Origin of the sequence: Brevibacillus soli, assembly GCF_044759095.2 — a bacterium.
In the GTDB taxonomy this organism is placed as follows: Bacteria; Bacillota; Bacilli; order Brevibacillales; family Brevibacillaceae; genus JBIYSM02.
The window spans coordinates 26,603-51,802 of sequence record NZ_JBIYSM020000022.1 but is presented as its reverse complement, the minus strand read 5'-3'; the positions used below and the strand labels follow the sequence as shown (position 1 = coordinate 51,802).

Sequence of the window (25,200 nt, the reverse complement as noted above, 5' to 3'; positions counted from 1 at the left end):
CTTTTCCAAAAGGATTGTGGTGAAGGAAGTAGCCTTATTCTCTGTCTTCGGTGTACAATTTAAACTGGAGGCGAGAGGATGAGACCAGAGAAATCCCTAAGGATTGGCATCGATATTGACGGAACCGTAACCGATCCCAGCAGTATTGTGCCGTTGATGAACGAGAGCTTTGGCAAGAATTTGCGGTACGAACAATGCACAGATTATAATTTGGCCACCATTTACGATATCACGGAAGAAGAATTTCTGCTCTGGCTGGATCGGCACGGAGAGCGCCTGTACGACGTCGCCCCCGTCCATGGTACAGCCGACGTGGTTCTGCGCCAGTGGCATCAGAGTCATCGTTTGATTTACATAAGTGCCCGTGAAGCACGTCACATGGACGTGACAGTAAAGTGGTTTGAGCGATACCAGATTCCGTTTCACGATATTGATTTGATCGGCTCTCATGACAAGTTGAGCGCTGCGCAAAAATGGCAGGTGGACTTGTTTCTTGAGGATCGGCTGGAGAACGCCTTGCAGTTGTCCGAGGAGCTGCATATCCCTGTATTTCTGTTTGATACCCCCTACAATCAGGGAATGCTTCCGGCGCTTGTCCAACGGGTTACCTCCTGGGAAGAAGTGCAGGACAAACTGTTGCATCTGCCTGTCCGCTGAGAAGGGAAAAGACGTATCTCCATGGGAGATACGTCTCTTTTGGCATTACTTGTTTTGCTTCTTCGGTTTAAACGTGTGACAACAGGTTTGGGATGAGGATTTGGCCTGGTCCTTGTGACCGCTGTCGTGACCGTATTCACCGGCGAACTCTTCCTTGAAGTTTGCGTTGGCATGCGGATCAATTTCCACCATGATCATGTCCGCCGTACAGTTGTTCCCTTCGCTCCAGTACTCACAGTTGGCAACACTGCATTTGACGATTGTTGGCATGTGAATTCACCCCCTAGGGATATCCTTCACCAGAGGCCGGAGGCTTATTCGATCAACCAATGTTTACAAAGCAAGACCGCCGTCCACACTCAAAACCGCTCCGTTTACATAGCGGCCTGCATCCGACGCGAGGAACAGATAGGCGTTGGCGATGTCAATCGGCTCGCCAAGGCGGCGAAGCGGTACTTTTTCTTCCATCATCTTGAGGATTTTTTCCGGCACTGCTTCCGTCATCGGCGTGCGGATGAATCCGGGTGCGACTGCATTGCAAGTGATTCCCTTGGGGCCTAGCTCCTTGGCCCATGTCTTGGTCATGGCGATCACGCCGGCTTTGCTCGCGGCATAGTTGGTTTGGCCGAAGTTGCCGTACAGCCCTACCACGGAAGAAGTGCTAATGATCCGACCGCACGATCGTTCCAACATAAAAGGGACGACTCCCTGGGTACAGTTGAACACTCCGGTCAGGTTTATGGCGATCACGCGGCTCCACTGTTCCTGCTTCATTTTAGGCAGTGTGGCATCGTCGGTCACTCCTGCGTTGTTGATGAGAATGTCGACTTGCCCGTATTTTCCCAGAACCGAATGCACCATGGCCTGAACGCTTTCGCTGTCGCTTACGTCAACGCGCAGACTGATCGCTGAGCCTCCCTGCTGACTGATTGCGTCCGCCGCTTCCTTGCCTAAAGTCTCCTGGTAATCGGCAATGACGACATGGGCCCCTTCGCGGGCGAACAGCTCCGCTGCAGCCCGCCCGAGACCGCTGGCTCCTCCGGTGATGACCGCCACTTGATTGTGTAGACGCATGAGACTCCCTCCTTTTGTTTTCAAATCGATTGGAAAAGACAGGGCAACGTGCTAGGATTGGCTTACCCATTATGCCCATCGCGGGTTACAGCGGAGTTACAGGAAACACTTGATGCAGGACGGAAGAGGAGGAAACCATGGTGAAAAAACAAGACCGCGTCGTCATCATCACGGGAGCAACAGGCGGTCTGGGCCAGGCACTGGCCCGGGCTCACCTTTTACAGGGAGATCAGGTAGCGGTGACCGGACGCCACTTGACCAAACTGGAGGAATTAAAGGAAATGGCAGCGTCCCTCGGTCGTTCTGGCCACCTGCACCCCTATGTGCTGGATGTGACAGACAACGAAGCCGTCCGTGCCTTTGCTGCATGGATTCACATTCGCTTTGAACGCTGCGACCTGCTTTACAACAACGCAGGGACCGCTGTATTTAAGCCGTTTTTGGAAACAAGTCTGGATGAATGGGAACAGACGCTCGCTACCAATGTGTCCGGACTTCTGTACGTTACCCGCGCGTTCTTGCCGATGATGACAAAGGCCGGCTCCGGTCAGATTGTGAACATTACCTCTTTGGCCGGGCAAGTCGCGACTGCAAAGGCTGCCGTGTACGCGGCCAGCAAGGCTGCCGTGATCCGCTTCAGCGAAGGACTTCGCCACGAGCTGGATGGAACCGGAATAACGGTTACCTGCGTCATGCCGGGTCCGATCGACACGCCTTTTTTGGACAGGGCCGACGAAACCGGCCGCTATCGCCACAAGGTTCGTCGCTTCCTCCTGACGCCCGAAGAGGCAGCCAAAACCATCATGCGAGCCGTGGAAAGAAAACAGCCGGAAGTGGCCCTCCCCCTCCGACTACATGTGCTATCCGCAGTGTATTCCCTTCTTCCCCACGGCGTGAAACGTTGGCTGGCGCCGCTGATGAACCGGAAGTAATCTCAATCGAGCCGCCGCAGCAGCAAAAACGCGAACGCTCCAAAGAGGATGCAGGCGACCGCACCCGCAGCAAACAGTCCGCGAACGCCAAATAACGGGATGAGCAGACCGGAGGCAAAGGCCCCGAGCGGCATTCCCAATCCGGTGATCGTCCGAATACTCGTAAAGACACGCCCCAAGAGCTCTTGCGGAACGTGCCGCTGCAAATAGCTGCGATACAGGATGTTGAATGGAGCAAAACTGAGTCCGGCCAAGGCCATCGAGACGATCGCCACATCCATCCGACTGAACAACGCCAGGGGACTGGTAGTGACGCCCCACAAGACGATGATGGCAGCCAGTGTAAAACCGGTGCGAACCTTCCAGGTGATTGCCGAAAACAACAGCGAGCCGCATAGTGCCCCCACCGCCAGGGCAGACCAAAGCAGTCCCAGCGACAGCGAGCCGCCGGCCAGCTCTTTTTCCGCAAAGAGGGGCAATGCCACCTCGATCGGGCCGTACGCCATATTGAACCAGAAGCTGAAGAAGATCAGCCACAAGATCTGTGATTGTCCTGTCAAATAGGCATAGCCGGTGCGCAGATCGACAGCGAGAGAACGGAGAAATTCCATTGGCTTTCGCAGGCTTGCATCAGGACGGTCCGGTGAAGCCGTTCCTGTTGTCATGCGGCTGAAACAAAACGCGCAAAGGAAAAAGCTGACGGCGTCAAGCAGCAGGACATAGACTTCCCCGTAAAGGGAAATCATCACCCCGGCCGCCGCCGGGCCGAACAGGTAGACGATCTGCCATTGGCTCTCCATCAATCCGTTTGCTTTTACCAGCAGGTCTTTGTTTGGCACCAGTTGGGGCAAAAGCGTCTGCGCCCCGGCGTTGCTGATCGGGGACAGCATCCCGGCGATCACGATCAACAGGTAAACGGCACCCAGCGGCACCTCTTCCAGCTGAAACAGGGCGACCAATCCGAGAAACAATGCACCCCGCAGCATATTGTCCAGCATGATCAGTTTGCGCCGGTCAAACCGATCCAGCAGCACCCCGGCCACCAATCCGGCGAAGACACCTGGCAGGAAATAGGCCAGGACGACTCCCCCCATCGCCGCCGATGATCCTGTTTTTTTCATGATGTACCAGGTAAGCCCCATCCAGCCGAATTGGTTACCGATTCCCGACAAAAAGAGACCAGTCCAATACCAGCGAAATGAACCCAGTTTCCACAATTCTTTCATAATGAGCTCTCCCTTATCTTGCCATTCCTACACGTAATCCTATTCTATTTTTTAAACTTATTCAACTATTTTGTCTGTTAATAACGTAAAAAAAACTCTCCTACTTCGAGGAGAGCTGTTCCGGGACTCGGCGATCAACCGGAGCTTTTCGTCCCTGTGCCACGATCAACACGACCAAAGCGGATACCGCCAGAGTGGAGACGGTAATCGTCTCACCGAGGAGCAGTACGGAACCAACGATGGTAAAAAACGGCTGCAAATACTGCAGCTGGCTGACCCGTGCCACTCCGGCCAAAGCCATTCCGCCGTACCAGGCAAAAAAAGCGAGAAACTGGCTGATGACAGACACGTACAAAAAGCTGAGCCAGACGCTGACCGGCGCGTGCAGCATCTCAGCTGACACCTCTCTGGCTACCGGCCAGAACAAAACGGGAGCAGAAATCAACAGGGCCCAGCAGATCACCTGCCAGCCGCCCAACTCGCGGGCCAACTTCCCCCCTTCGGCATAGCTGACAGCGGCAGCAAATACTGCGCCCATCAGGGCAAGGTCGGCAAGCTGCAGCCCCCCCAGCCCGTTCGCCGCGGTGTAGCCCAGGATCAAGAGACAGCCCGCTGCGCTGGCCAGCCAAAACTTCAGCGACGGCCGTTCGCCTCCCCGAATGGTGGCCATTCCGGCCGTCACCAGCGGGAGAATCGCGATGACAACCGCTCCGTGTGAGGCTGGCACCTGCGTCATCGCCCACGCAGACAGCAGGGGAAATCCGATGATCACGCCGCCAGCCACGACGATCAATCCTTTCCACTGCTGCCAGGTTGGAAGCTTTTCCTGCTTTAGCCAAAGAATCAGCGCAGCAAGTACAGCGGCCACCAGCGCTCTCCCCAATCCCACCACCATCGGGCTGAAATGAGTTACGGCGATTCGGGTGGCGGGAAGCGTCAAACTAAACCCGATAACACCGAGTAAGCCGTATACATAGCCGAGCGTCTCCATTTTTTTCATCATGCTGCTTTCCATCGGCGACCACCTTTTCCAAGATCTGTGCCTCTTATTGTAAAGGTTGTAGAGTTAGAAAGATAGATCATTGTGCCAATGTCAGATTGATTCCTCTACCTGCTCCTTCAGGGGCTTTATCCGCAACAGCCATAAAAGCCCAATCACTCCTCCCCACAATGCCAACCCGGTTGCCACAGCTGCACTGCCAAAGCGCTCCGCCCCATATCCGGCAATCACACAGCCCAGCGAGAAGCTTCCCATCGTGGCCATCTCCCGCAGGGAAAACACCCGGGCGAGCAGGTTCGGATCTGCCAGCTTCTGCAAGCGGGTCATCGACAGGATCGAGGAAGAAAAGGAAGCAAAGGCGGAGAACAGGGTAGTCACCATCAGGACGGGCAGCGGCCCGGAGTGGAACATGAAATAGATGCTTGCGGCCATCATGATGAGCGACCATCCCAGTACGGAATGGGTTCCCCTTGGCCCCAACCGTTCCGCCAGCTTGCCCACAACAGCACCGGCCAACACTCCCCCAAGCCCCAGCGGAATGTCCAGCAATGCATATACGTACAAGCCTTCTCCCCGCTCCTGCAGCACGTAGAACATCATCAAGATATAGTACGTCCAGCAGACCCGCTCCGCCATCTGGTATAAAAACAGGCGCTTGATTTCGGTGTGGCTGTAAATGTAGTCGAAACCTTCCCGCAGCCGATTGATGAATCCTCCGACCACGGCTTCCTTGTTTCCGGGGAGACGGGGCATGCCTAGCAAGAGAAAGAGCGAAAGAAAATAGCAGAAGGCGTCGAACAAGAAGTTAAACCGGTATGAAAACAGATAGACGAGAAAAAACACTGGTGATCACGTAGGGCACCAGCCGAAAAACGGTCCCGGCGGCAAAGGAAAGGCCCGAGCCGCTCAATTCGTGAAGCAGCCCAACCACCGCGATATAGCTGAACTCGTTCCCCATGATGTGAATGACGTGGGCCCCGTACAGACGGCGAAAGGCCGAATGTTTCCATAATTCCTGCATGACTCCTGGTCCCTTCAAGGTTTTCCCTCATTGTACCATCCACAGCGGGGAAAATAACCAGAATAATCTTGCAAAGTTGCTTGTTTCATTGTTACAATACGTTCAAGTTATTTTGAACGTTTAGTGTATTTTGGAGGTAAAATCATGAAACGATACGTCGTGATTGAAACACTGGATCAGATGAAGGCGATGAGCGATCCGCTTCGGCTGCAAATCCTCACCCATTTGATCAAGGAGGAGTATACGGGCAAACAGTTGGCCACCCTGCTCTCCATCTCTGCTTCGAAAATCCACTACCATTTGAAAGAATTGGAGAACCACGGCTTAATCGAAGTGGTGCGCACGGAAGAGAAGAACGGGATCGTACAAAAGTTTTTCCGCGCTGTAGCCTATGATTTCAAAATCAGCGAAGAGCTGCTTCCTTCCGTTCGAGAGGAAACCCTGCTGTTGCAGGAAAGCACGATTAATCAGCTGCGCATGGGCATATCGCGCGTATACAATGCGCCGGAGGATTCGTTTCGGATCTTTGCCGAGGAGTCGCAAAAGCCGCCGTTTTTCCTGGGCAATTGCGAAATCAAGGCGCCGAGGGAGGAAATAAAAACATGGCTTCTCAAGTACCGGGCACTCCTCGATGAATTGGGAGAAATGGAGATGCGGCATCTGGAGCGGATCAAATCCGGGGAGGCTGTAGACGATGAGGAGATTTTCTTCTTGCTGTCTGTCGGGTTTATGACCAATGAACAGCTTTTCATTGCCGATGACGAGACTTTGCCCGAAGGTTACGAAATGGCGGGCGGGGTGGTTGTACGCAAAAAGCGAGGGGAGAAAAAGTCCCATGACGAACACAGCAAGCAATCGTCTGATTTGGCGTAACGGCAACTTTATCCGGCTCTGGTCCGGTACGGTGTTGTCCGCTTTGGGCGATACCGCGATTTTCATTTTGCTGCCATGGTATGTGATCGACGTCACCGGATCGGAAGGGGCACTGGGAACCGCCCTCCTGTGCATGTCGCTTCCCCGCCTGTTGTTCATGCTGGCTGGCGGCGTCGTAGCCGATAGGGTAAACCGCCGAACCATCCTGTCACTCTCCGTCCTGGCCCGCGCTGCGGTTTTGATCGGCTTCAGCCTGCTGCTGACGGGCGGTGAGGGTCAAGAGATGCTAGGCGCCGTTTATGCGATGGCCGTTCTGTTCGGAGTAGTGGATGCCTTCTTCTGGCCTGCCCGCGGTTCCATCATGCCGTTTGTGGTACCGAAAGAGCAGTTGGGAACTGCGAACAGCGTCATGGAGACCTCACAACAGCTCAGCATGGTTGGCGGCCCTCTCCTCGCCTCGTTTTTGCTCTACCTCGGTTCCTATCCGCTCATGTTTGCCGCGGTGGCCGTCGCCTTTTTGCTCAGCCTCTGCTTCATCCTCACCATCCGCCTTGTGACGAATCCGTCCCCGGATGATGGAACTTTTCCAAACACCCCGGCAAAAGAGTCCGCTGTTCGCGATCTGTCTGACGGTATTCGTTACGTGTTAGGCATTCGAGTTCTGGCTATCATTATGGTCATCTCGTTGTTCCTAAACATGATGTTCGCAGGACCGATCAACATCGGGCTGCCGGTGCTTGTCAAACAGCTGGGTTGGGACGGCACTGCACTTGGGTACCTGCAGGGGACGCTCGGAATCGGTGCGATCCTCGGCGGAATGATTACCGGTCTGGCAAAAGGCTTTCGCGGCCGATTCCTTCTCCTGCCGCTATTCATCGGACTCCTGGGGACAGGCGTGGGAGCGCTTGGTTTTATGACCAACCTTCCAATCGGGTTGACGATGATGCTGATAGCCGGCGCGATGCTGAGCATGACCAACATTCCGTTGATTACCTACATTCAGACGATTGTCGCTCCCCATATGCTGGGCCGCGTCATGTCGCTTCTCACGTTGATGTCGCTTGGATTTACGCCGGTGAGCTTTGCATGTACCTCGTTTTTCCTCGAGCATCATCTGGCTACGCCGTCGCAGATACTCCTGGTGGGCGGCATCTGCATGAGCCTATTGGGACTCAGCTTGATCCTGTTCCGCGAGTTTCGCCTAATGGAAGAGCACCCCTCGTGGAGACAGCACAGCGCCGCTTCGTGAAAGGAAAAAAAGACGCTTCCCTCTTAAAAAGGCGAGCGTCTTCCTGCTTTCTTACGAGGTTTTCAGTTTTTCCAGTTCGGACTGGAACTTGTCATTCAACACTTTGATGTACGTGCCTTTCATTCCCAGGGAGCGAGACTCCAATACGCCTGCGCTGGCCAGTTTTCGCAGCGCATTTACGATGACGGAACGCGTCAGACCCGCCTGATCTGCCAACTGGCTGGCAACCAGCAGCCCTTCCTTCGCGTCAAGCTGCTCCATGATTTTTTCAATCGCGATCTGCTCGCTGTAAGAGAGGGACGAGAGCGCAATCTTGGCAAACGTTTTGTCACGCACCTCGCTTTCAATCTGTTCCGTACGGTGACGAACGATTTTCATGCCGATGACGGTGGCGCCGATTTCCGCCAGGATCAGATCTTCCGTCTCAAACAATCCGTAGGCGCGCAGTAGGACCAACGTTCCAAGGCGGCTTCCTCCCGCATTGATCGGTACGATCGTCGTCATCATTTGCGGAAAAAGCGAAACCAGTTCCGGCGGCACCAGGCTGTACGGGCTGTGTGCTCCCTCATTGGCGAGGGATTGGGTCACCTCAAGCAGCTTCTGATTGTAGCCGATTGGCAGATGGTTGTTGATCCGCCCGTCGTCACTCAGGCTGAATTCGTGGGTGATACCACTGCCCAACAGGGACCCATCCGCTGTGACGATGTAGACATTGGATGCGATAACATCGGACAGCAGCCGGCCCAGGTCATGATAGCTTACGCCGCTGCCTCCCATGGTTTTTTGCAGCATGAAATTGATTTTTCTCGTTTTGTCTAGCAAATTCATTTTGAAAATTCCTCCTCATCGGGTTTCATGGTCACAGTATTGTCAGAAAAATGCGCCTTCATACCTGAAGCCCCAAAAAACATTCCCGATGATGGATGGAAATAAAAAAGCTGCCTGATCAGGCAGCTTTTTGCTTTATCGGATGTTACGGTCAATCATGTTTTCCAGAACTGAAGCGATGTTCGCCACAGAACGGTTCTGATCGGAATCGGTCAGTCTGATGCGGATGTATCGTTCGTCCAAATTGAACGCCTCTTCCAATGCTCCGAGGAAGCCGCGCGCACGCTTATCCAGCTCCAGCAGCACCTCCAGCTCACCGTCCCGCAGGAAGAAGATCACTTCCAGCTCCTCCAGTCGGCTGCGGTACTTGCCCGTCGGACGGAACTCGAACTCCTGTACGAACGGATACTTGCGGCCCAGGTAACGGTTGTACTCGCAATCCACCTTGAACAGCTGGAAGCCCAAATGACTAATGGCATCCAACACCTTGGACATCAGCGGATGCGGACGAACTTCAATAAAGTCGGAATCGCCCGGGTCTATCGCGTTCTTGATATCCAGGCCGGTGCGTAGGTAAACCGGCTGACGTCCCATTGTCAACGGAGTCTCATACGGAAGTTGGAACGAAAACGGCAGCACCTTGCTCTCTCTCGGCTGGAGAGTGAATCGCTCGGACAGGCGGTGCTTCACCAGCGTGCACTCTTCCTTTACCTTGGTGTCATTTGCCTCGCGTTCGTAGTGGGTGACCACATACATGTAAATTTCATCAATCTCCTGTGCCACATCGCCTCCGGTGATGTGCACTTCCCCTTTCACCGTATCCCCGGGAAGCAACGAATCCTTTTCCAGACGGGCGTCCACCTGCGCAGAACCGATTCCTACGCTGGCCAACAGCTTCTTGAACATCGACATGAATCCTCTCTCCTTTATCCCTCACGCGGACTCTCCGCCGTGATGTTTCCTGAAAAGGTATACGCTGTTCGCGGTAAAAAAGTTTCAACTTTCCTTTGAAAAAAGTTGAATCAAGGTGGGTCAAGCTTCACTTCCGCTGTGACGATCAGGTGAAGGATTCTTCCGATCGCCACTGTCTTCAGTCGAACCTCAACTGTCTTTCCTTCCACGATATACTCGCGGCGACGAAACATCTCGTGCAGCAGCAGATGAATGTCGGTAATCTGATCCGACTTTTTCCCTTTGAGGTGTATCACGTCTTTTTCCAGCTGCCGAATGACTTCCGCTTCCATAATCGGGTGGGGCTTGGGATCGAGCACTGTGACCGAGATCTCTTCAATGGTCTGCACCAGTTTCTTTTTGGCCACCCGCTGTGAATGCTTCAGCCCCTCGATCTCTTCCTCATGCCGCTCTTTCAGCAGCTTCAGGTTGCGGTTTTCCAGCATATAGGATTCCAACTTTTTTCCAGACACAAGGGCTACTCCCGCACCGCCCAGAAGCCCGCCGATGACGATCAACACCACATATCGCTTCCACAACCGCACGCTCACGGGCGCACCTGCACCAGCCACTGGATGGAAATCGTCCCGGCATGGGCGCCGAGAAAGGCGGCGACGATCATGATCAGCTGCTTGGCGACAGGGGAAAAATTCCCCATTAATATTTTTTCAATTTGCAAAAAGGAGTCAAACGTGCCCCCCAGTGCTCCGACCAATCCCCAAATTTTCAGCTGGACAGCCAGTTCTGCCATCGCCAAAAGCGGCGGTTTTTGCGGGTCAAAAAAAGTCGCCAGCCCGCCGGAGATGGAGCCCCCGATCACAATTCCGTACGCTACGAAGAAAGTGAGAATGACCTGCGCCACGTACGATTCACCACCTGACTTTGTTCACTATTAGCTTATCCCTACGCGATTCGTCAGGCAAATATGATGTCCATCCAAATAAAAAACGGCTTTCCATTCCACACTAACAGGGGAAAGGTGGTGGTATTATGGTTTCCTTTTCGCTCGGCGATCTGGAAAAAATTCATTTGGCCATCGACATGGCTCAACGTTTTGTCCGCGGGGAAACGTATCACGGCGACAAGCCGCAAATGCTGCTTCATGAGTTTGACATGCTTTTGGAAAAAGTACGGGACTATCGCCATGACGAAACGTACACCATGGAAAGCGAGCACAATCTCTCGGCTGCCAAGACAGTGGACGCCGACCACTCCTGAACCCTCGGACAATAAGAAAACCCACCCGGCATTAGCTATCCTCGACCCACTCGGCGTTAGCTATCGCTGTGCCGAGTGGGGTCCCCTTCTTCGCCGGGCGGGGCCCCGAACACTTTTCTAGCGGCTGTATGGGATGTCCAAATTTATAAATTCTTATACACCATCAAAAACGGCATGAACCCCGAAGGGCATGCCGTCTTTAATGTTCTTCCCGCGACGCACGTTTCAGCCTGCGCTGAATTTGCGCCGAGTGCATCATCATCAAATCCATGAACAGGTTGATCATGTTGGGATGTTGCATCAGCTGTCGAAACACTTCCGGATTCTCCTGAAACCATTGCTCATTTGCCTTCACCCATGCTCTGAAACCTTTGTCGCTTTTGTAGTGGCGATTGAGACGGCGAATGGGTCGGTAGGCGCTCATCTTACTCTATCCCTTCATCAAAGAAAATGGAGAGAAGAAAGATGATGACCAGAATCCAGATGATTACCTCAAACCCGTCGTTATGAAAAAAACCTTTATTCACGCCTTTCCCTCCTGTCGCTTCCCTGTCTTTCTCCCATACGCAGTTTTTGCCTACTGGCGCCATTTACATTAATAGGTATATGTCGGGGGGCAGCCGTTGGTTTGGACGTCTGCCTGTGCGTGAAAGAATTCCGCGAACGCCTACGGCTCCATGTGAATATTCCCGCTGCCCTTTCACTCATACTAGTCGGGAGACTGAAATGGAGAGGAGGTCGGCAAATGGGCGAAACTTCGGCGACGCTCATGCGGAACAAAAACTTTCTCCTGCTCATGGTGATCGTTTTTTTCATGCATCTCGCCGCTTATTTGGTCATCCCGGTCTTTCCCGTCTTTTTGCAAAAAGCAAGGGCGCTCAGCATCACTCAGGTGGGAATGATTCTGGGAGTGGGCAGCGTGGCCTATCAGGCAGGCAGCCTGGCAGGAGGGCCGCTGTCCGATCGCTACGGGAGACGCTCCGTGATGGTGGCGGGGGCACTGACGCAGTCCCTGGCCATGTTGGGCTACCACTTTAGCCAGACCTATTGGCTCTTCCTCGTCTCTTCCGGCATCAACGGATTGGGAGTGGGACTGCTCGCCCCTACCTTGAAGGCGATGATTGCCGATCTGGTAGAGCGCGTCCTGCGGACCAAAGCGTTTTCCTGGCGAGGGATTTTCGCTCACTTCGGGATTATTGTGGCCGGTGTTACGATTACCTGGCTCACCGCCCGAAATCTACAGCCGTTTTTGTTTGCGGCCCTTGTCTTCTTTGTGGTAGCCGCGGTGACACAGTTTACCTTGCCCTACGATCGCTGCATAGGGGAGAATTGTCAGGCCACCCCGTTCAAGGAGTACATGAAAATTCTGCGCCATCGCAGCTTTTTGTTGTTTGCCGGCATCACGCTTTTGATCTGGGCGTTTTACGCTCAATTCTCACTGGTCTTGCCCCTGCGCGGCGAGCATGTCCTTCACTCTGCTACCCTGATCGGGTTGATTTGGACGATCAACTCGATCTGTGTGGTCCTGTTCCAAGGGGCCGTCTCCCGCTTTGTTCTGGAACGGATCAACCCCTATCTCTCACTGACTGCGGGCACCACCCTGATCGGGGCCGGTCTGTTCAGCATGGGGTGGGCGGAACACTTTTACAGTTTGAGCGCGTCCGCCATCCTGTTCATCCTCGGGGAGATGCTGTTCATGCCGGTACTGGACAGCCTCGTGGGTTATTTTGCCAAAGAGGAATGGCTCGGTGCCTACTTCGGCATCGCCAACTTCATGTCGGGCATCGGCACGGCTATCGGAACCAGCATGGGCGGCAACCTGGTAGAGCAGCTCGGCGGCATAGGCAGTCGATCACCCTGGATCGCATACGGCCTTATGACCGTTTTTCTCGCAGCTGTTCTGGGACTGTTCGCCAGTTACGCCATGCCCAGGCACCAGCGTGGTATCAAGCCGGATGTGCATGCACCGGGAAATAGGGAGGGAGCACGTTGAAAGAGGAACGACTGCAACAGGTTCCGACGGTCTTGCAGATTCAGACTCAACTGCCGCTGTCGTCTCTGCTCGTCCATTTGGAGGACAGCAGCCTTGCAAGGGTCCGCACACAATCACAGCGTCGCCAGCTGACGTGGCTCGACTGGATGTAATTCGACGTAGTATCGCCACTAAGAAGCACCCTGCGGGCACCCGGATGTGGCTTCGCAAGGATGTAATTCGACGTAGTATTGCCACTAGGAAGCACCCTGCGGGCACCCGGATGTGGCTTCGCAAGGATGTAATTCGACGTAGTATCGCCACTAGGAAGCACCCTGCGGGCACCCGGCTGTGGCTTCGCAAGGATGTAATTCGACGTAGTATCGCCACTAAGAAGCACCCTGCGGGCACCCGGATGTGGCTTCGCAAGGATGTAATTCGACGTAGTATCGCCACTAGGAAGGAGGATCATTATGAAGATTTCCAAGGAACGGGTTTCCAACAACCAGGAAACCCGGACAGAGCGCAACTTTCAGCCTGACTCCGTTCAAAACGAGAAGCCGGGTTACGGAAGCAAAAAGCTGGAAGGACCCAATCGCCCTTCTACATAGAGTTGTCCACCCGGCTAAAGCCGATGCTGCGTCGGGCGGAACCTGCGGGAGTGAAACGTCACTCCCTCAGTTTGTTGAGAAACCAATGGTTTGTAAAGGGACCGATTCCTCCAGCTACCCGCGAGCTGTGACGACCTGCTAGCGTAGGGACGTGGGCGCGGGGATAAAGCAGCGCCACCCCTGAGAAAACTTCGTAGTGACGCGGCTTTGGCGATGCCCCCAAGAATCGTCGCGGAGCGGACAGTGACACTTCCCTGTGGGGAGGATACGGGCCCCGCCGAACGCGAGCATTAGCTTCCGTTCGGTGGGTAAAGCGCCGAGCGGAGCGGAGAAATCGGTCCCGAATAGACACCAATACCTTTTTCGACAGTCTCCGGGAGTGAAACGTCACTCCCTCTTATTTTTTCGACAATATTCTTTCTACGGTTGAAGGTTCTGTCGATTTCGCCTATTATGAGGAGGAATGTTACCAAAATGCGGAAAGGACGTAGTGCCTTGCCTCTTCAATCGACGACGAAATCACACCTCTACCCGATCTTTTTGGTTCTTCTCCCCGTCCTCTTCACGATCGTTGTATTTGTGGGATATTCGCAAGCCAAACAGCAGTACTACGAAGCAGGGATTCGATCATTGGACAAGCAGATGAATACCATTTTCGAAATACTTGCGCTATTCAATTCCCAGGTAAAGGAAGGCATTCTTACCCATTCGGAAGCGGACCTCAGAGTAAAAGAGTTGTTGGCGGGCCCCAAACAGCCGGACGGCACGCGAGACCTTTCTGCGGTTAAGGTAACCCTTGCCAAAGGGGATTCGATTTTCGCCTTCAATTCTCAGGGAGTCCTGACGTTTCATTCACAGTTGGAAGGGAGAAATCTGTACAATATAGCCAATCCCGAAGGGCGCTATCTGGTGAGAGAAGTGCTTAACGAAGGAAAAATGGTCGTTACGTACCGATGGAAAAACCGGGACGATTCATTCGACCGCACCAAAATCGCCATCGTTCGATACTACCCGCAATGGGACTGGTACGTCTGCCTTGCCGCCATAGAAGAAAACTTTTACGAACAGTTCCGCAAAGTGGAATCATTCCTCACGTTTCTCGTTGCCGGCAGCTACATCATTGCCGCTGTTTTGTTTTATCTGACCCGCCAAAAGGAAAAAGCACTGGTCACCTCAACGCTGCGAGGAGAACAGCTGGCGTTGACCAACCAGAGCATTCTGAAGACACTGGCCGTCGCGTTGGAAGAGAAGGATTCCTACACGTCCGGACACTCTCAGCGGGTGGCATATTACATGCGCGTCATTGCCGAGAAGATGGGATTCGAGCCTCATATGCTGGATACCCTGTACACAGGCGGTCTTCTGCACGACATTGGCAAAATCGGAATCGAGGACAACATCTTGTTGAAAGCGGGCCGCCTGACTGACGAGGAATACCGCATCATCAAGTCACATCCGGTCCGCGGCGAAGCGCTGTTAAAACGGTTGTACGCCACCGCCAGCAAACAGGAATCCCAGCAAGTGAATACGATTTTGACCATTACCCGCTCCCATCATGAGCGTTTTGACGGCAACGGGTATCCTGATCAGCTGAAGGGAGAAGAGATTCCCCTGTTCGCCCGCATCGCCGCCGTCGCCGATTCGTTTGATGCGATGACGTCGTCACGCGCCTATCGAAAAGGACTTTCTTTTTCCAAAGCATGTGACGAGATCATGAGCCACTCAGGTACCCAGTTCTGCCCTGCGGTGGTGGACGCCTTTTTCCAGAGCATTACGGAAGAAACGTTTTTCCACGCTCACCAGATTTCACGCGCAAACGAGCTCCTGTTTGAAAAAATGGACGACAAGGAAGAAGGACCTTCGGTTTTTCAACCGCTTAGCGGGTAAAACCCCACCCACCCGTAAACAAAGCCACTCAGCCCAAGCACGGGCGAGTGGCTTTGTTTGTAGGTGAACACGTATAAGAACCAAATTTTGGTGCATAATTTGGTTGAGTTCAAGTGAGTGGGGGGAATGGCATGAAAATCAAGTGGCTCTCTTTTCTCGCGGGATCTTTTACCGGGGCTTTCTTGGCAATGGTTTGTACTCTCATTCTTATGCTGCTGTTTGCCAGACCCTTCATAAAATGGATGGTTGGGCGCTTCACAAAACGATTGATGTCGGATCGCTACGCGGAAAATATCTGGGAAATGGTAACGGCGATGACCAAAATAAGCCCCAGAATTGTTGTGGAAAACAGCTTGCGTGCTTCATTAGGCGGGGTGATTGAACGACCGTTTGGCAGTCCGCGCAAGTTTCTCCATTTTGACGGCTTGATTTTTTCGCCGGCTCAATTGGCGACGTTGCCGGCTGCAGAAACCCATCCCGTTGACATGCGCCTGACAATCGGGCCGAAGGCGAAAAAACCGCTCATACTGGACATTCCCCTCATGGCAGGAGGGATGGGGTATGGGATCGGAGTGTCTGAGAAAATAAAAATAGCCCTAGCCAAAGGAACGGCTGCCGTAGGAACCTCAACGAATTCTGGCGAAGGTCCTTTTTTGCCTGAAGAACGAGAAAACGCCAGGTATTACATCTTGCAGTACAGCTCAGGCCATTGGGCAAAAGAGCCGGAGATTCTCCGCCAAGCGGATGCAATCGAAATTCATATCGGGAAAGGGGCAACTGCCGGTTCCGGAAGTATAATTCCGTCCGAGTACCTGCAGGGAAGGGCGCGTGAGCTTCTGCAGGCGCCTGACGAGGGTTTCCTCGTAATTCCTTCCCGCCACAGCGAAATAAAAAAGCCCGAGGACCTTCGAAGCCTGGTTGACAGACTGCGTGAGATCACGGAGGGTGTGCCGATTGGAGTAAAAATCTGTGCGAGTGCGAAGCTGGAAGCCGATCTGGAAATAGCCATTCAGGCAGGGGTCGATTTTATCAGTATAGACGGAGGACAAGCAGGTATGAAGGGAGCGGCTCCCATTCTCGAAGACGATTTTGGGCTGCCTACCATTTTTGCGCTTTGCCGTGCCGTCGAGTATCTCAAGAAGCGAGGAGTAAAAGAGCGGATTACTCTGTTGAGCGGCGGAGGCTACTCTGTTCCGGGCGATTGTTTGAAAGCGATCGCGCTGGGAGCGGATGGTGTATATATGGGCACGGCTCTGCTTTGGGCTATGACTCACGACCAGATAACCAAGGCGATTCCGTGGGAACCCCCTACCCAGCTCGCCTTTTACCCCGGCACGCTAAAAGATGAATTTAACGAGGAAGAGGCTGCCGTCTATCTGGAGAAATTTTTTGTATCTTGTACGGAAGAGATGAAGATGGCCATTCGTGCTTTGGGCAAAACGTCTTTAAAGGAAGTAAACGCAGAGGATCTGGTTGCCCTTGACGAATGGACGAGCAAGGTCTCAAAGGTTCGTCTGGCTCACCTGCCCTGCGAAAATAGGAAACAGAACGACCCGCCCTCTTCTGTCCCTTCAGAAAACGATTGACTCCCCTCCCATTCTTAAATGGGGGGGCTTCATTATTCTGGTTATATTCCTTCCTCTTTATGGAAACAATGAATGATACGAACGTTTTTGTGTTTGGAGGTTATTCGAAATGAAAGACGAGGGACAACTGAAAGGAAGTTTCTTTTTGGTGATGGTATTAGGCGTACTCATGATTGGAAGTTGGTGGTTCATTTTTGACTTGTATCTTAGCCGGCAATAGGGCGGGAGTGAATACGTATGATGGGAATTGATTTGCCTCGGTACGAACGGATCTGGTTGTGGTTTGGCGTCATTACTCTTGTTATTTTCCTGCTCATTACCGGAATTATGGCCTTTTCCATGGAGCTCCATCCGGCCAATGGGCATGTGAAGACAGTGGCCCCGGAACAGATCAAGACCACCCCTCCGTTTGACAAACCGGGTATTTATTCGGTAGGCAAAAACGAGTATAAAGCGGTGATGGTGGCGCAGGCTTTTAACTTCCTGCCCATCGACCCGACCGTTCCAAAAGGATCAACCGTCCACTTCCATGTGACGAGTCCCGATGTCATACACGGCATCGCGATCCCTGGAACCAATGCAAACATGATGATATTGCCCGGACACGTGACCGAATTCACGTATACGTTCCATAAACCGGGAGAATACCTCATCTTGTGTAACGAATACTGCGGCGTCGGACATCAAGTCATGATGGCGAAGCTGATTGTGAAATAGTTTCTCTTGCAGGAGATGATGAAATGAATGATCAAACCCATGGAAATGTAGGATTTGACGGAGCGACGGTCGGAACAAGCCATTTTGTATTTCAAAGGAACGACAAACTTCTGATACAAGCCCATATCGGCTTTGCCTATTTTGCCCTGCTGATTGGCGCCCTTGCCGGTGTCCTTCAGACGCTGCAGCGAACCGGGGTCATCACGCTGCCGTCTGCGCTTGGCTATTATCAGCTGCTTACGCTTCATGGCGTAAGTCTGGCGCTTGTGTTTACGACCTTTTTTATCATCGGCTTTCTTTACTCGGGTATGGCCAAGACAACCGGAGGCCGGTTATGTTCAGGAGAACGCGGGTGGGGATGGACAGGGTATGGTCTCATGCTGGGGGGAACGTTACTGGCGCTGTACCCTATCATAACGAACGACGCGTCCGTGTTGTATACCTTTTACGCTCCGCTAAAAGCTTCTCCGTTGTTTTATATCGGATTGGCCGCTTTGGTTGTTGGCAGCTGGAGCAGCAGCATCGCCATCTTTTCCGCGTTCCGCCGTTGGCGAAAAGCGCATCCGGGCGAATCATCGCCTCTCTTTGCCTATATGTCAGTCGCTACGATGATTCTATGGGACATTTGCAGTCTGGGCGTTGCCATTGAAGTGGTTGTTCAATTAATTCCCTGGTCGTTGGGTTGGGTAGAACGAGTCGACGTCACCTTGAGCCGCACGCTGTTCTGGTATTTTGGGCACGCGTTGGTTTATTTTTGGCTGCTTCCGGCTTACATCTACTGGTACGTCAATGTCCCGAGGCTGATCAGAGGCAGGATATTCAGCAATTCTCTCCCGCGGCTTACCTTCATTCTGTTTATCCTGTACTCCATTCCCGTAGGTCTGCATCACCAATTAAACGAACCCGGAGTATCCTCTATTTGGAAGTTCGTGCAGGTCGTACTCACGTTTTTTGTGGTAATCCCGTCCTTTTTGACCGCTTTTTCACTCTTGGCCACGTTTGAATTGGCGGGGCGTTCGCAGGGAGGAAAAGGCTTGCTGGGATGGCTGACAAAACTTCCGTACAAAGATGTGCGGTTCCTTGCCCCTTTTTTGGGGATGGTCATGTTTGTTCCCGCAGGTATTGGCGGAATCATTAACGCGAGTTACCAGATAAATCAGGTGGTCCATAATACACTGTGGGTCACCGGGCATTTTCATCTTACGCTGGCAACGAGTGTGATTTTAACCTTTTTCGGCATCTCCTATATGCTGATCCCCATCCTATCCGGCAGGACCCTAACCCGCAAGGCAAACAACCTGGGAATCGTACAGGCCTTCACCTGGGCGATCGGCATGCTGTTCATGTCAGGGGGCATGCACATCGTCGGCCTTTTGGGAGAACCCCGTCGCATCAGCTATACGACTTATGGTGACGCTCCGATCACACAGGACTGGGAGATCTATCGGCAGTTTATGGCGCTGGGAGGCGGCATTTTGTTCACAGGGATCGTCCTGTTCCTGATCATTGTGCTGTACCTGTGGTTTTACGCCCCGAAAGCGGAACAGCCGGTTGAGTATCCTATCGGCGAGGTGATCGACGATCAAAAGAAGCCCCCGTATTTCCTTGAACGTTGGTCCCTTTGGATTGGCGTGGCGGTTGGCTTGATTTTATTAGCCTACACGGTTCCATTCATACAGATGTTTATCCACCCTGCTTCCGGAGCGTTACCCATGCGAACCTGGTAGGAAACACCGTCGCTTTCGACGGTGTTTTTTTTCTTTATTTTCGCTGAACCCTATTGGATGGAGACCAGCTTGTAGGGTACTTGCATGTCGTCCAGCTGCTTCAGGAAGAGAGCCGACTCCTCGCTTGGACACCGCAGCAAGAGGTATTGGGTAAAGTAAAAGACGATGCGGTCCCGTTCGCCCTCCAAAAGCCGATAGTGGGAAAGTTCGGAGACATCGAGGAGATTGTAAAAATACTCGAATCGCTCCGAAGTGAGTTCGGCGCGGAACGTCCGGCTGACGACGATCTCACCGCTCCGGTTGTCACGTCGGTTTTCCCTTGTGGCTCCAAGGAAACGCAGCAGTTCTCCGGCCCTCTTCGCCCCCAGCTTGTCAGCAAGCATGCTGTCGTTGTACTCCACTTCCAGGTGAGTCAGTCGCTGCCTGACACTGTTCAGCATCGACATCAACACCTTTCGTACAACCAGATTGCCGGGCGCAAATTGATTGTCGAAAAAATTGTATTCAAAGGCAACTTCCTTGTCTGACTCACGCGTATACAGTACGATGGCGTTCACGTTGACCTTTTGACTCCTTTCCTCAGCGGAACCGAATGGCGTCCAGTACGGTTCGATCAAGCTTTTTGACGACAGCGATCAGGAGTCGCTTGGCCGCTTCATAATCATCCCGGTCAATCATGGATGCATGGCTGTGAATGTAGCGAGAGGGGATGCCGATCACAGCGGTAGGCACTCCAGCGCCGTAAAGCTGAACGCTTGCGGCATCGGTGCCTCCTTTGGCTATGTAAATCTGATAAGGGATGTTCTCCTGCTCGCAGGTTTCAATCAATAAATCGGATAGACCGGGCATGAGAATGAAAGTGGGATCGTACAGGCGCATCAATACGCCGCCTCCCAGCTTTCCCCCTTCCTCTCTTGATCCGGGAATATCGCCGGCAGGGCTGGCATCCACGGCAAAAAAGACGTCCGGCTGAATGAGGTGAGCCGATGTTTTTGCTCCCCGCGTTCCTACCTCTTCCTGAACGGTTGCACCCGCGTAGACGACATTGGGGTGTCCCGGACTTTGCTTCAACTCGCGCAGAAGCTCAATCGCCAAGCTGCAGCCGTACCGGTTGTCCCAGGCTTTTGCCAACAGTCTTTTGGGATTGGCCATCGGCGTAAACGGACAAACAGGCACAATCGGTTGTCCCGGACGAACCCCCAGCCTCTCCGCCTCCTCCCGCGACTCCACTCCGATGTCGATAAACATGTTTCTCACATCCATCGGCCGGTTGCGCAGGTCTTCGCCAAGAACGTGAGGCGGGATGGACCCGATGATCCCTTCAACCGTTCCGTTTGGCGTAATGACGTGCACCCGTTGGGCGAGCAATACCTGCCCCCACCATCCTCCCAGTGTCTGGAAGGAGAGAAAGCCTTTTTCGGAGATGCGGGTGGCCATGAACCCCACCTCATCCATGTGGCCTGCCACCATAACGCGGGGGCCGTTCTCGTCTCCCCGTGCGACACCGAAGATGCTGCCCAGGTTATCACAGACAATTTCATCGGTACAGTCGGATATGTATTCGCGCATGATGTCGCGCACTGGTCCTTCAAATCCCGGAGCCCCCGGAGCTTCCGTCAAACGCTTCCACAAGGCAAGCTGAAAATCGTTGGTCATGAAAAGAGTAACCCTCCTTACGCATCGCTTTCTTCATTATCAAGGAGGCCGCGGGGGAATGCAACCGATGTCAGAAGGACATATTTATCACACGGTAGTGACAGAGTCTTTACCGGAAGAAATAGGAAGAGAAAGAGGAAGGGAGAGCCACCTGATGAACAACCAGCGAAAACCGTCTATTTTTCTCGGTTCATCTGTTGAGGGCCTTGACGTTGCTCGTGCAATCCAGAAGGATCTCAGATATGAAGCTGATTGCATTGTATGGCCGCAAGGAGTATTTGGAGTTGGAAGTATACCTTTGATGGATCCGATCGGTATGGCCGATCGCGTTGATTTTGCCATATTTGTTTTTACACCAGACGATGTCGTCCGCTATCGAGAAACTGGAAAAACCCGAGTCCGCGCTTCTGTTTCGGGTAACGTGAGGGGAGCGTCCAAAGTGCTTTCACGTCAAACATGGCGTTCTCTTATGGCTCAACGTGCAAAGTTCATGGCCGTGTCCCCGTAATAAGAAAAAGCTTCGACTGAAGCCCTCTCGAAGAAGCTGGTTCTTCGTTAGAGGAAACTTTTTATGCGTTCCGGAAAGTTTATTTCAGGACGCTTTCAAACGGTGAAGCCCTTAAACTTTCCTACACGATAAGAAAACCCACCCGGCATTAGCTATCCTCAACCCACTCGGCGTTAGCTATCGCTGAGCCGAGTGGGGTCCCTTTCTTCGCCGGGCGGGGCCCCGAACACTTTTCTAGCGGCTGTATGGATTAAGACGGAATCGACATTTTCGATACAAGGGAAGCAGGCTTTAAAAACCGAACTATACTTATATAAAACGGTAATGGATCGCAAAGCTAGGCTCCTGTGCGCAGGAGCCTTTTCCATTGTAGTCAGGCAGGAATGTTACCCCATGTACAGAATAGGTACCATATTCTTTCTCTTTTGAGGTGATTTCCGGCCATGAACATAACCTTTCGAGCCTTGACAGAAAAGGCCGACCTGCACGCTCTTGAAGAATTGGAGGCAGCGGTCTGGAGCGGAGACTCCGTCATTCCGCTGCACATGACTCTGACGCTTGCCAAGTTCGGCGGTCTGTTTCTCGGAGCCTACGACGATGATACACTGATCGGTTTCCTGTACAGCTTCCCCGGCTTTACCGACGGTGAACCCCACCTCTGTTCCCACATGCTCGGTTTTCTGCCCGAATATCGCAAACGCGGATTGGGTGTGCGGATGAAGTGGCTGCAGCGGGAGGAAGCGCTGAAATTGGGGCATCGAAAAATTACATGGACCTACGATCCGTTGGAAACGGTAAACGGCTACCTGAACATCGCAAAACTGGGGGGTGTGGTTAAGCGCTATTTGCCAAACTGTTACGGCGAGCTAAACGATGAAATGAATCGCGGCTTGCCCACCGATCGTTTCCTGGTGGAATGGTTCATCGACAGCCAACGGGTAGAGCAATATCGAGTCTCCAAGCCCCCTCTCATCTCCACAGAGGGCGCCCCATCAGTTTTGGAGACAGATCTGTCCGGTGATCTTCCCTATCCCCGCACCCATCGCCTGAACGAATTGAGCGACGTACTGCTGCTGCCGGTACCTGCCCACTTCCAAGCGCTCAAGCGTGCCGACATGGAAGCGGCAAGAGAGTGGCGGGAGGTTACCCGAACCCTTTTCACTCATTACCTAGCACGCGGTTACGTGATCACCGGAGTGATTCGTGATCAATCCCTGCCGCTCGTCCATTATGTGCTGGAGAACAAGCAGCTCGATGTGATCTTGCGGTGCACCTAACTCGGGAGTTGGCCTTGTCGCCTAAAAGAAAAAAATGGATCTTTCCCGGGCAATAGGCGGGAAAAGCAACCCGAGGCTGTCACAGACAGCCTGAGCTTGTTAAGAATCTACCGTAGCAAGAAGAAGCAATGTTTCCAGGCGGAGCGACTAGCGAAGTCCAACTGAGCGAAGCAGCGCATTCGCAGGGAAAAGGAGCGTCACCTCTGAACAATCTCCGCAGCGACTCTGCTTTGACGCTCCCCAGCGAATCGTTGCGAAGCGGACAGTTAATCCTTCATATGCAGGACGTAGACCGGAGCAGAGAATGGAAACATGCTTCTTCCACTGCATCCACTTTCTCAACACCCCGAGGCTGTCACAGACAGCCTGTTTTTGTTGCATGGAAAGCTCTTTTCTTTTTCGCTATAGTAGAGAGGGAACGATTCTATTCAAGCATAAAAGGACGATCAAACATGAGTGAAAGTCAATATGACGTCATCGTCATCGGGGGCGGCCCCGCTGGTCTGATGACGGCGATCTCCGCTTCCGCAGAGGGAGCGCGAGTCTGCCTTGTGGAAAAAGGGACAAAACTGGGCCGCAAGCTGATTATTTCCGGCGGCGGCCGCTGTAATGTTACCAACGCCAAGGAACTGGACGAATTGATCAAGCAGATGCCGGGAAACGGTCGCTTCATGCACAGCGCCTTCGCACAGTTTAGCAATCAGGATATCATCCGCTTCTTTGAAGAGCTGGGTGTTGCACTGAAAGAAGAGGACCGCGGACGCATGTTTCCCGTAACGGACAAAGCGATCACAGTGGCCAACGCGCTTATCAACAAGATGAAGCAGCAGGGCACGGAGGTACGCCTAAACAGTCCTGTGGAGCGCGTCCTATACGAAGACGGTCAGTGCCGCGGCATTCTCCTGCGGAATGGAGAGACCGTTCTGGCCCCTTGCGTGGTTATTGCCGTCGGCGGTGCTTCCGTCCCGCAAACTGGATCCACAGGGGACGGTTACGTGTGGGCGCGCGAGGCTGGACACACCATCACGGATTTATATCCCACGGAGGTTCCACTTGTAGCAGCTGACCCGTTCATCGCAGATAAAACGCTGCAGGGACTGTCGCTGCGCGAGATTGAAATGACGCTCTACGCGCCGAACGGCAAGAAAGTCAGCACACAGGAGGGGGACATGATCTTTACCCATTTCGGACTATCCGGTCCTGCGGCGCTGCGAATGGGTCACTATGTTTCCGTAACACAGCGGAAGCATGGAGCGGTTCCCCTGTCGCTCACACTGGATTTGATGCCGGACAAGCGTGTCGATGAAATCGTTCAGGAAAGCTGGGCCCTGCTGGAAGCACAACCGAAAAAAGCCGTCAAAAACGCGCTGAAGGGCTACCTGCCGGAACGGTTGATTCCGCTCTTGCTGGCGAAAGCCGCCATTTCCGAAGAAACCACGTTCAGCCACATGTCAAAGCAGAAATGGACCGAGCTCGCTCAGACGATCAAAGCGTTCCCTCTCACGATTACCGGTACCCTTTCCCTGGAAGAGGCGTTTATTACCGGGGGCGGTGTCAGTGTAAAGGAAATTGATCCTCGGACGATGCAGTCCAAGTTGATGAGGGGTTTGTTCTTTGCCGGAGAAGTGATGGACGTCCACGCCCACACCGGCGGATACAACATCACCATCGCCTTCGCTTCGGGACACGTGGCCGGACTTCATGCAGCCCGCCAAGCATTGGAAAACCCAGCCGACTTTAGCTAACGCTGGTGTCGGCTGGGGCCCCGAACCCTTTTCTAGCGGCTGTATGGGATGTCCAAATTTAAAAATTCTTATACACTTAAAAAACCTCTCCGGTGTTCTTCAAGAGAGGTTTGAGTCAAATAGGAACTGGGCAAGATAGGATACAGGTACTCTTTTTTCCTGAAAAAGAGTGATTCAGAACCTCTACTCCCCCTAGTATGAGGATGCTGATTCTCACACCTCTACTCCCTATATCTTCTTGATGGAGCGTCGGTTAAACATCGACGCTCCCTTTTTGTGTGGAGGCTCAAGTGAGACGATACAGAAATGCCAGCCCTGCCATGATAAAGGCAAAGCCCAGCAGGAAAAACGTGTTCGCGCGCTGCTTGACACGCCTCTCGTCACCGGCAAAATGACGGGTGAGGCGGGTGCGCCACCGATGCGTACGGGGCTGCCACATGAGCAGCAGGCCGACCGCGACAAGAAACAAAGGAACCAGCACGGGC

The 25,200-nt window shown here is 53.2% G+C and carries 29 protein-coding genes; 15 read left to right on the top strand and 14 right to left on the bottom strand.

Annotated features, from left to right (window positions below):
* Positions 1-78: 78 nt before the first annotated feature.
* A complete protein-coding gene (locus tag ACE99V_RS10975) occupies positions 79-657 on the top strand; it encodes a 5' nucleotidase, NT5C type (protein ID WP_400491124.1) in 579 nt (192 codons plus the stop codon).
* Between the two features lie 45 nt (positions 658-702).
* On the opposite strand, the gene ACE99V_RS10970 is transcribed toward ACE99V_RS10975, so the two are convergent.
* Both ACE99V_RS10970 and fabG read right to left on the bottom strand, forming a co-directional pair.
* Positions 703-927: a DUF1540 domain-containing protein gene (locus ACE99V_RS10970; RefSeq protein WP_400491123.1), complete on the bottom strand. Its 225-nt coding sequence runs from the start codon at positions 925-927 to the stop codon at positions 703-705.
* A 63-nt stretch (positions 928-990) separates the two neighbouring features.
* Complete coding sequence (gene fabG, locus ACE99V_RS10965; RefSeq protein ID WP_400491122.1) at positions 991-1,731, bottom strand: 3-oxoacyl-ACP reductase FabG; 741 nt, start codon at positions 1,729-1,731, stop codon at positions 991-993.
* Positions 1,732-1,868: 137 nt separating this feature from the next.
* Between fabG and ACE99V_RS10960 the strand changes: the two genes are divergently transcribed.
* Complete coding sequence (locus ACE99V_RS10960) at positions 1,869-2,663, top strand: SDR family NAD(P)-dependent oxidoreductase (protein ID WP_400491121.1); 795 nt, start codon at positions 1,869-1,871, stop codon at positions 2,661-2,663.
* Positions 2,664-2,665: 2 nt separating this feature from the next.
* Here ACE99V_RS10960 and ACE99V_RS10955 read toward each other — a convergent pair whose 3' ends face one another.
* The 4 genes from ACE99V_RS10955 to ACE99V_RS10940 all read right to left on the bottom strand — a co-directional run bounded on the left by ACE99V_RS10955 (position 2,666) and on the right by ACE99V_RS10940 (position 5,928).
* Positions 2,666-3,889, bottom strand: coding sequence for an MFS transporter (locus ACE99V_RS10955; protein WP_400491120.1), 1,224 nt, complete (start codon positions 3,887-3,889; stop codon positions 2,666-2,668).
* Between the two features lie 100 nt (positions 3,890-3,989).
* Positions 3,990-4,904 (bottom strand): DMT family transporter, encoded by a 915-nt coding sequence (locus ACE99V_RS10950; protein WP_400491119.1) that lies wholly within the window; start codon positions 4,902-4,904, stop codon positions 3,990-3,992.
* 78 nt (positions 4,905-4,982) lie between these two features.
* The gene (locus ACE99V_RS10945) at positions 4,983-5,732 is read right to left on the bottom strand and encodes an MFS transporter (protein WP_400491118.1); all 750 of its coding nucleotides are present in this window, start codon (positions 5,730-5,732) and stop codon (positions 4,983-4,985) included.
* Positions 5,695-5,928, bottom strand: a complete 234-nt coding sequence (locus ACE99V_RS10940; protein ID WP_400491117.1) for a hypothetical protein — start codon at positions 5,926-5,928, stop codon at positions 5,695-5,697. The genes ACE99V_RS10945 and ACE99V_RS10940 overlap by 38 nt, the downstream gene beginning before the upstream one ends.
* 126 nt (positions 5,929-6,054) lie before the next feature.
* Between ACE99V_RS10940 and ACE99V_RS10935 the strand changes: the two genes are divergently transcribed.
* Positions 6,055-6,783 (top strand): ArsR/SmtB family transcription factor, encoded by a 729-nt coding sequence (locus tag ACE99V_RS10935; protein WP_400491116.1) that lies wholly within the window; start codon positions 6,055-6,057, stop codon positions 6,781-6,783.
* A complete protein-coding gene (locus tag ACE99V_RS10930; RefSeq protein ID WP_400491115.1) occupies positions 6,746-8,032 on the top strand; it encodes an MFS transporter in 1,287 nt (428 codons plus the stop codon). The genes ACE99V_RS10935 and ACE99V_RS10930 overlap by 38 nt, the downstream gene beginning before the upstream one ends.
* 51 nt (positions 8,033-8,083) lie before the next feature.
* Here ACE99V_RS10930 and codY read toward each other — a convergent pair whose 3' ends face one another.
* From codY to ACE99V_RS10910, 4 genes are all read right to left on the bottom strand, one after another.
* Entirely contained in the window at positions 8,084-8,860 is a 777-nt protein-coding gene (gene codY, locus ACE99V_RS10925) for a GTP-sensing pleiotropic transcriptional regulator CodY (RefSeq protein WP_400491114.1), read from the bottom strand.
* Positions 8,861-8,995: 135 nt separating this feature from the next.
* Positions 8,996-9,772: a sporulation protein gene (locus tag ACE99V_RS10920; RefSeq protein WP_400491113.1), complete on the bottom strand. Its 777-nt coding sequence runs from the start codon at positions 9,770-9,772 to the stop codon at positions 8,996-8,998.
* Positions 9,773-9,882: 110 nt separating this feature from the next.
* Complete coding sequence (locus ACE99V_RS10915) at positions 9,883-10,362, bottom strand: sporulation membrane protein YtrI (RefSeq protein ID WP_400491112.1); 480 nt, start codon at positions 10,360-10,362, stop codon at positions 9,883-9,885.
* Complete coding sequence (locus ACE99V_RS10910; protein WP_400491111.1) at positions 10,359-10,673, bottom strand: YtrH family sporulation protein; 315 nt, start codon at positions 10,671-10,673, stop codon at positions 10,359-10,361. Before ACE99V_RS10910 ends, ACE99V_RS10915 begins: the two co-directional genes overlap by 4 nt.
* 128 nt (positions 10,674-10,801) lie before the next feature.
* Between ACE99V_RS10910 and ACE99V_RS10905 the strand changes: the two genes are divergently transcribed.
* Positions 10,802-11,029 (top strand): hypothetical protein, encoded by a 228-nt coding sequence (locus ACE99V_RS10905; protein WP_400491110.1) that lies wholly within the window; start codon positions 10,802-10,804, stop codon positions 11,027-11,029.
* 199 nt (positions 11,030-11,228) lie between these two features.
* Here the strand turns inward: ACE99V_RS10905 and ACE99V_RS10900 are convergent, their stop codons facing one another.
* On the bottom strand, positions 11,229-11,453 hold the full coding sequence (locus ACE99V_RS10900) for a hypothetical protein (RefSeq protein ID WP_400491109.1): 225 nt from the start codon (positions 11,451-11,453) through the stop codon (positions 11,229-11,231).
* 321 nt (positions 11,454-11,774) lie between these two features.
* Between ACE99V_RS10900 and ACE99V_RS10895 the strand changes: the two genes are divergently transcribed.
* From ACE99V_RS10895 to ACE99V_RS10865, 7 genes are all read left to right on the top strand, one after another.
* Positions 11,775-13,022 carry an MFS transporter gene (locus ACE99V_RS10895; RefSeq protein ID WP_400491108.1) on the top strand — a complete coding sequence of 416 codons (1,248 nt, stop codon included), beginning with the start codon at positions 11,775-11,777 and terminating at the stop codon, positions 13,020-13,022.
* Positions 13,019-13,174, top strand: a complete 156-nt coding sequence (locus ACE99V_RS10890) for a hypothetical protein (RefSeq protein ID WP_400491107.1) — start codon at positions 13,019-13,021, stop codon at positions 13,172-13,174. Before ACE99V_RS10895 ends, ACE99V_RS10890 begins: the two co-directional genes overlap by 4 nt.
* Positions 13,175-13,474: 300 nt before the next feature.
* Positions 13,475-13,612 (top strand): hypothetical protein, encoded by a 138-nt coding sequence (locus ACE99V_RS10885; protein ID WP_400491106.1) that lies wholly within the window; start codon positions 13,475-13,477, stop codon positions 13,610-13,612.
* 474 nt (positions 13,613-14,086) lie between these two features.
* Positions 14,087-15,499, top strand: coding sequence for an HD domain-containing phosphohydrolase (locus ACE99V_RS10880; protein WP_400491105.1), 1,413 nt, complete (start codon positions 14,087-14,089; stop codon positions 15,497-15,499).
* A gap of 131 nt (positions 15,500-15,630) precedes the next feature.
* The gene (locus ACE99V_RS10875; RefSeq protein WP_400491104.1) at positions 15,631-17,085 is read left to right on the top strand and encodes an FMN-binding glutamate synthase family protein; all 1,455 of its coding nucleotides are present in this window, start codon (positions 15,631-15,633) and stop codon (positions 17,083-17,085) included.
* A 246-nt stretch (positions 17,086-17,331) separates the two neighbouring features.
* A complete protein-coding gene (locus tag ACE99V_RS10870; protein WP_400491144.1) occupies positions 17,332-17,802 on the top strand; it encodes a cytochrome c oxidase subunit II in 471 nt (156 codons plus the stop codon).
* A 23-nt stretch (positions 17,803-17,825) separates the two neighbouring features.
* Positions 17,826-19,529, top strand: a complete 1,704-nt coding sequence (locus ACE99V_RS10865) for a b(o/a)3-type cytochrome-c oxidase subunit 1 (RefSeq protein ID WP_400491103.1) — start codon at positions 17,826-17,828, stop codon at positions 19,527-19,529.
* 50 nt (positions 19,530-19,579) lie between these two features.
* On the opposite strand, the gene ACE99V_RS10860 is transcribed toward ACE99V_RS10865, so the two are convergent.
* Both ACE99V_RS10860 and ACE99V_RS10855 read right to left on the bottom strand, forming a co-directional pair.
* Positions 19,580-20,086 (bottom strand): hypothetical protein, encoded by a 507-nt coding sequence (locus ACE99V_RS10860; protein WP_400491102.1) that lies wholly within the window; start codon positions 20,084-20,086, stop codon positions 19,580-19,582.
* 22 nt (positions 20,087-20,108) lie between these two features.
* A complete protein-coding gene (locus ACE99V_RS10855) occupies positions 20,109-21,185 on the bottom strand; it encodes a M42 family metallopeptidase (protein WP_400491101.1) in 1,077 nt (358 codons plus the stop codon).
* A gap of 58 nt (positions 21,186-21,243) precedes the next feature.
* On the opposite strand from ACE99V_RS10855, the gene ACE99V_RS10850 reads away from it, so the two are divergent.
* From ACE99V_RS10850 to ACE99V_RS10840, 3 genes are all read left to right on the top strand, one after another.
* On the top strand, positions 21,244-21,693 hold the full coding sequence (locus tag ACE99V_RS10850) for a TIR domain-containing protein (RefSeq protein WP_400491100.1): 450 nt from the start codon (positions 21,244-21,246) through the stop codon (positions 21,691-21,693).
* A gap of 443 nt (positions 21,694-22,136) precedes the next feature.
* Positions 22,137-22,970: a GNAT family N-acetyltransferase gene (locus ACE99V_RS10845; RefSeq protein ID WP_400491099.1), complete on the top strand. Its 834-nt coding sequence runs from the start codon at positions 22,137-22,139 to the stop codon at positions 22,968-22,970.
* 452 nt (positions 22,971-23,422) lie between these two features.
* Positions 23,423-24,715 carry a BaiN/RdsA family NAD(P)/FAD-dependent oxidoreductase gene (locus ACE99V_RS10840; protein WP_400491098.1) on the top strand — a complete coding sequence of 431 codons (1,293 nt, stop codon included), beginning with the start codon at positions 23,423-23,425 and terminating at the stop codon, positions 24,713-24,715.
* A 286-nt stretch (positions 24,716-25,001) separates the two neighbouring features.
* Here ACE99V_RS10840 and ACE99V_RS10835 read toward each other — a convergent pair whose 3' ends face one another.
* Positions 25,002-25,196 carry a hypothetical protein gene (locus ACE99V_RS10835; RefSeq protein ID WP_400491097.1) on the bottom strand — a complete coding sequence of 65 codons (195 nt, stop codon included), beginning with the start codon at positions 25,194-25,196 and terminating at the stop codon, positions 25,002-25,004.
* Between the last annotated feature and the right edge of the window lie 4 nt (positions 25,197-25,200).